Raw genomic sequence first — 5,231 nt, 5'->3', positions numbered from 1 at the left:
GACAGCCTTCGATAGTGGTGCTGCCATTCAACAACATGAGCGGCGACCCCGAGCAGGAATTTTTCGCGGACGGACTGACCGAGGACATCATCACCGAACTGTCCCGCCACCATGAGCTGTTCGTCATTTCGCGCAATTCCAGCTTCGTCTACAAGAACCGCGCCGTGAATGTGCGCGAGGTGGCCGAGAAACTCGACGTCCAATACCTGGTGGAGGGAAGCGTCCGCAAGATCGGCGACAGGGTGCGCGTGACGGTTCAGCTCATCGACACGGCGAATGACGCTCATATTTGGGCAGACAAATATGACCGGAAGCTGGACGACATATTCGCGATTCAGGATGAGGTGACCGCGGCGATCGCAGCCACGCTGCCCGGTCGTGTCGAGGCGGCTCAGCGGGACCAGCTCGCGCGGGCGAAACCTGCAAACATGGCCGCCTATGAATGTGTGCTTGCTGCCAAGGTGCTGCATCACCGAAGCACGCTTGCGGATAATGAACGCGCGCAAACCTTGATAGGCAGGGCCGTCGCGCTCGACCCCGATTATGCTCATGCCCATGCCTGGCGGGCCTGCATCCTTGGCCAGGCCTGGGTCCATAACTGGTGCGAAGACAGGGATGGCGTCTGGAACGACATCATGGCAGCGCTGGACAGGGCGCTGGCGCTGGACGACAACGATGCCGATGTCCACCGCATCCTCGCCGCAGTGAACGTGAACAACAATGAGCTGACCACAGCGCGCTACCATCAAGAGCGCGCCCTCGCCCTCAATCCCAATTACGACCTCGTGGTGGTGCAGCAAGGCGAGTTATTGACGTGGCTGGGGAGGCCGGAAGAGGGAATTGAATGGATCCGCAAGGCAATGCAGTTGAACCCGCACCACCCGGAGAGGTTCTGGAGCCATCTGGGAAAGGCGCATTTCGCCGCGCGCCAGTATGGCGAGGCGATCGAAGCTTTCATGCATCTGTCAACCATGGACTCGGTTCAGCACGCCTTCGCCGCTGCCTGCTACGGCTGGCTCGGCGACGAAATCGCGGCCGCGGCGCACCTAGGCAAGATCAGAACGCTCGATCCCCAATTCGACCTCGATTCATTTATCGCCACCCTGCACTTCGCCCAGGAGTCTGATGTGCAGCATGTCCGCGAAGGACTGCTGAAAGCCGGTATTGCCGACCTGTAGCCAGCCCGCAACTACGAACCAGATCCAATCGGGGACAGGCGAAAAAGATCGGCCCCGCACCCGATGCGGACCTGGTGACATGACCGAACGACGGGCGGCTTAGGGTCCAGAGGCGGCCGTTCCGCTCACCTACCAACACGCTCCCACGCCGGCGGTGCTTTACTGCTTGAAGCAGTGGTCGCGGTGCCATTGCAAAAACCGAGGATGCGGGCGTTCAAACTGTCGGCCCGGCGGAAGTGCGCGACGGGTCCTGTTTATGAATGCCTGCACGCTGTCGAGGTCATTGACCTGTCGCGAGATCAGAATTTCCAGATCGTCGGATAGGCTGATCAGCCCGCGATCGAACATCCAATGCGCTGTACCGGATAGTGCGATCCCGTTGTTGATGACATCCGGGCCGTTCGCTTCGACCGGTCGAATATGGGCGGCTGAAACTTCTGCTCGGCCGCCGCCATTTATCAACTTCAGTCCCGTGATCGCGCACCGCTCGTCATAGGCGCGCAAGACGATGCGACGGAAAATGCGGTCCCGTACAATTCGCGATCCGATGTAGTTTACGCGATCACGGCTCTGCTCGAACTCGAACGGCGCCTGCTCATCCTGAAAACCGGTAGATGTGCCGACCTCATCAAGGCGCGGCAGCAACAACTCACTCGTGTCCAGGCCCAAATCGATAATGCGGTTGAAGTCGCCTGGACTGATCTGCCGGACGGCCGATTGGGCGCGACCGGAAATCCGTCCTTGGTCGTTGAGTAGGCCTCGTTCAACGAGACCATCAGGTCCGTTAAATGGAACAGGATTGACGAAATCGAGGTAGGTTCCGGGCTCGATCAGAGCGAGGTACATATCAGGCGTCACAGGATCGGGAATGATCTGTTGGACTTTGGCTACGGCGTAATAGCCGCGGGTATCGTTTACCCTGCTAGGCTCGTAGTAAATGATCCAGTCGCCGACGCATTCTTCGACACGACGCAGATACGGGCGAGGAAACTGGTATTGCTCTGCGGGGCGATCATTGTATCTCGAATCTGAGCGGTGAATGAAGACCCCGAATCCCATGATCTTCCTGCAATGCGTTCTTCGGGAATATCTGCCTCAGATGTAATACCAATCCGATCTTGGGAACTTAGTCCAGGTCGGAGAAGCTTTTCCCCATGGTATCGGTCCTTTGATAGGGAAAGACCTCTACAAGCGGCCGCACTTTTTTCACGGAACGTGTCGCGAAAGGCCAGTGCGGTCCGTCCTCTGACAAAAGGAGATCGCCATGCGAAAACTTATCGTCACCGAATTCATCAGCGTCGATGGCATCGCCGAGGTCGAGAAGCTGCCCGGCGTGACCTGGAACGATGAAATGCAAAGGTTCAAGGAGGACGAGCTTGCCGACAGCGGCGCCATGCTTTTGGGGCGCACGACCTATGAGATTTTCGCCGGCTCCTGGCGCACGGAAACCGGAGACTTCGCCGACCGGTTCAACGCGCTGCCGAAATATGTCGCGTCGACCAGCTTGAAGACGCTCGACTGGAAACCGGCCGAGCTCCTGAAGGGCGCCTTGCCGGATGCGGTCAGGGAACTGAAGCAAGGCCGCGGCGGCAACATCTATGTGCATGGCAGCCTCAGCGTGGCGCAGGCATTGCTGCGCCACGGCCTGGTCGACCGCGTCAGGCTGCTCAGCTACCCCGGCGCCGTCGGCCAAGGCAAGAAGCTGTTCCCGCCCGGCGAGCAAGTGCCGCTCGAGTTGATCTCGGCCACGCCATTCAGCAATGGCGTGGTGGCGCTCGAGTATGCGCCGGTATAGGCGTGATAAATTTCGCCTTGAAAAGTAGATCGCTCAGCGGCGCGTTCGACTGAAGCAACGCAATGGGGCAATTCATAACATTCGCCCACCTCTCACGCGATATTCTGAATCCGTCCCCAGGTGCTCTTGGTTCCCCAGATGCCGGAGCGTAGCGCCTCAAGCTGCACGATCTGGCTGGTCGACGAACAGATTGATCTCGTTGCCGTAATTTTTAATGTACCATTCGAAGACCGCCGGATCAGCGGCCTCGAACATCACCTTCTCCAGGCCGAGCTCGTTGATTATGCGGGCCGTTTCACCGCTTCCGGCGATCCAGTTGCCCATGATTTCCACGAGGTCGGCCAAATGGCGGGGCCCATAGGCGCTGTAATAGGGTCCGCGAATCTCGGTCAGGCCGGTTTTGCGCGGCTTGGGAGAGCGAGCGGCGCGCGGGATGAAGGAGAAGGCTGTGTCGGTCATTTCTGGCCTCGGCTGTCGGTTCTCCTTGGTTAACTCGGTTCTCCTGCGTTAACGACTGGGCGCGCGATCCGATCCGCGCAAATTGGGCTGGAACCCTTGGCGTCACGGGGTGTTGGCGGGGAAGGAGGTCTGGGATGCCGCAGATCGCGAACAATGCCGCCGCAGGACCTGAACGGCCTGTCCGAAGCAGCGCAAAGCTGTTCCTGTGCGGCGACGTCATGCTGGGGCGCGGGATAGACCAGATCCTCGCCAATCCGGGCGATCCGCATTTGCACGAGCGCTATGTCAGATCGGCGGCGACCTATGTCGAGCTTGCCGAACGCATCAATGGCCCGATCCCGAGAAAGGTCGACGATACGTATGTCTGGGGCGATGCGCTCGCCGAACTGGACCGTGAAGCTCCCGACGCGCGGATCATCAACCTCGAGACCAGCATTACCACCAGCCTGTCTTTGGCGCCCAAGGGCATCAATTACAAAATGAACCCCGCAAACATCGGCTGCCTGGCGGCGGCGCGGGTAAGCTGCTGCGTGCTCGCCAACAACCATGTGCTCGACTGGGATGAGCCCGGCCTCGTCGAAACCCTCGATACGCTCCGGCATGCCGGCCTCGCCTATGCCGGGGCCGGGCTTGACGCGGATGAGGCGGCGGCGCCTGCCGCAATCGAACTGACCGGCGGAGGCCGCGTGCTGGTCATCGGCTTCGCGCTCGAGACGAGCGGCGTTCCAGCTTCATGGGCAGCCGGAGCCTACAAGCCCGGGGTCAACCTGCTGGCGGATGTCTCGGCCCGCTCGCTCGCGCAGATCGCCCGATCCGTGGAGGCCATGAAGCAGCCTGGCGACCTCGCAGTGGCCTCGATCCACTGGGGCGGCAACTGGGGCTACGAAGTCACCACGGAAGAGCGAGCGCTTGCCCATGCTCTCATCGATGTTGCAGGTTTCGACGTCGTGCATGGGCACTCCTCCCACCATCCCAAGCCGATCGAAATCCATGACGGCCGGCTGATCCTTTATGGATGCGGCGACTTCCTCACCGACTATGAGGGAATCACAGGCTACAAGATCTTTCGCGGTGGGCTTGCGCTGATGTACCTGCCGCGGCTCGCGATGCCTGAGGGCAGGCTTCTTTCGCTCGAGTTGGTGCCGTTCGAGCTCCGCAAATTCCGGCTAAACCGCGCCTCGCCCGAAGATGTCGCCTGGCTCGCGGCCGTGCTTGAGCGAGAGAGTTCGCCCTTCGGCACTCATGTGGCGCTCGATAGCCGTCTCACTGTCCTTTGGTGAAGCTGGCAGCCTGCGATATCTAGCGTTCAAGCCGCTCAGGCCGTCCTCGGCCAAGCGCACCGTCGGCGCGGGCCTGCAGATAGGCGTAGATGTCGTCGATGTAAGGAGCGACGTTGGGGTCGTCGGCGAAGCCCTTCATCACTGAAGGGCCGCTGCGCACGCCGTCGCGAACGCTGCGCCGGAAGACCTCTATGCCGGGCAGCCGGTCGACAAGGGCCGAGGCGAACGTCGAGCCCATGCCGTCGGGACCATGGCAGTGATTGCAGCTGCCATGGTAGCGACGGAAGCCGTTATAAGTACGCGCATCGACCTTGCCGCCGACAATTTCGTAGAACTTGCCCGAGGCCAGCTCGGCTTGCGAAGACGCGGCGAAGCCGGCGACAAGGGAAAAGACGGCGACAGACGGGAGGACGAGCCACAGGGACATCGTCTGTCGCCCACGTTGCAGGCTCAACCAGCGCCGTCGCAACGCGCATGCCCCCGGATCACTCGACCTTGGATCACTCGACCTTGGATCAC

Annotated in this window: 6 protein-coding genes; 3 read left to right on the top strand and 3 right to left on the bottom strand. The window is 60.7% G+C overall.

The annotated features are described in order from the left end of the window. A partial coding sequence (locus EOA86_RS20955; RefSeq protein WP_128343393.1) for an adenylate/guanylate cyclase domain-containing protein occupies positions 1 to 1,178 on the top strand: 1,178 nt, incomplete at its 5' end. 159 nt (positions 1,179 to 1,337) lie between these two features. Here EOA86_RS20955 and EOA86_RS20950 read toward each other — a convergent pair. Continuing rightward, the gene (locus EOA86_RS20950; RefSeq protein WP_128343391.1) at positions 1,338 to 2,237 is read right to left on the bottom strand and encodes an HNH endonuclease; all 900 of its coding nucleotides are present in this window, start codon (positions 2,235 to 2,237) and stop codon (positions 1,338 to 1,340) included. Between the two features lie 205 nt (positions 2,238 to 2,442). Here EOA86_RS20950 and EOA86_RS20945 point away from each other — a divergent pair, with 205 nt between their 5' ends. Continuing rightward, positions 2,443 to 2,973: a dihydrofolate reductase family protein gene (locus EOA86_RS20945; protein WP_128343389.1), complete on the top strand. Its 531-nt coding sequence runs from the start codon at positions 2,443 to 2,445 to the stop codon at positions 2,971 to 2,973. Positions 2,974 to 3,129: 156 nt separating this feature from the next. Here the strand turns inward: EOA86_RS20945 and EOA86_RS20940 are convergent, their stop codons facing one another. Further along, positions 3,130 to 3,432, bottom strand: a complete 303-nt coding sequence (locus EOA86_RS20940; RefSeq protein ID WP_206630088.1) for a phosphosulfolactate synthase — start codon at positions 3,430 to 3,432, stop codon at positions 3,130 to 3,132. 134 nt (positions 3,433 to 3,566) lie between these two features. Here EOA86_RS20940 and EOA86_RS20935 point away from each other — a divergent pair, with 134 nt between their 5' ends. Continuing rightward, positions 3,567 to 4,712 carry a CapA family protein gene (locus tag EOA86_RS20935; protein WP_128343388.1) on the top strand — a complete coding sequence of 382 codons (1,146 nt, stop codon included), beginning with the start codon at positions 3,567 to 3,569 and terminating at the stop codon, positions 4,710 to 4,712. A 19-nt stretch (positions 4,713 to 4,731) separates the two neighbouring features. Here EOA86_RS20935 and EOA86_RS20930 read toward each other — a convergent pair whose 3' ends face one another. Next, entirely contained in the window at positions 4,732 to 5,139 is a 408-nt protein-coding gene (locus tag EOA86_RS20930) for a c-type cytochrome (protein ID WP_127210933.1), read from the bottom strand. Positions 5,140 to 5,231: the final 92 nt, after the last annotated feature.

Origin of the sequence: Mesorhizobium sp. M5C.F.Ca.IN.020.32.2.1, from assembly GCF_004023105.1 — a bacterium.
GTDB classification, from domain to species: domain Bacteria; phylum Pseudomonadota; class Alphaproteobacteria; order Rhizobiales; family Rhizobiaceae; genus Mesorhizobium; species Mesorhizobium wenxiniae.
Note: the sequence above shows the minus strand (reverse complement) of the source record. Positions and strands in the feature narration are given on the sequence as shown.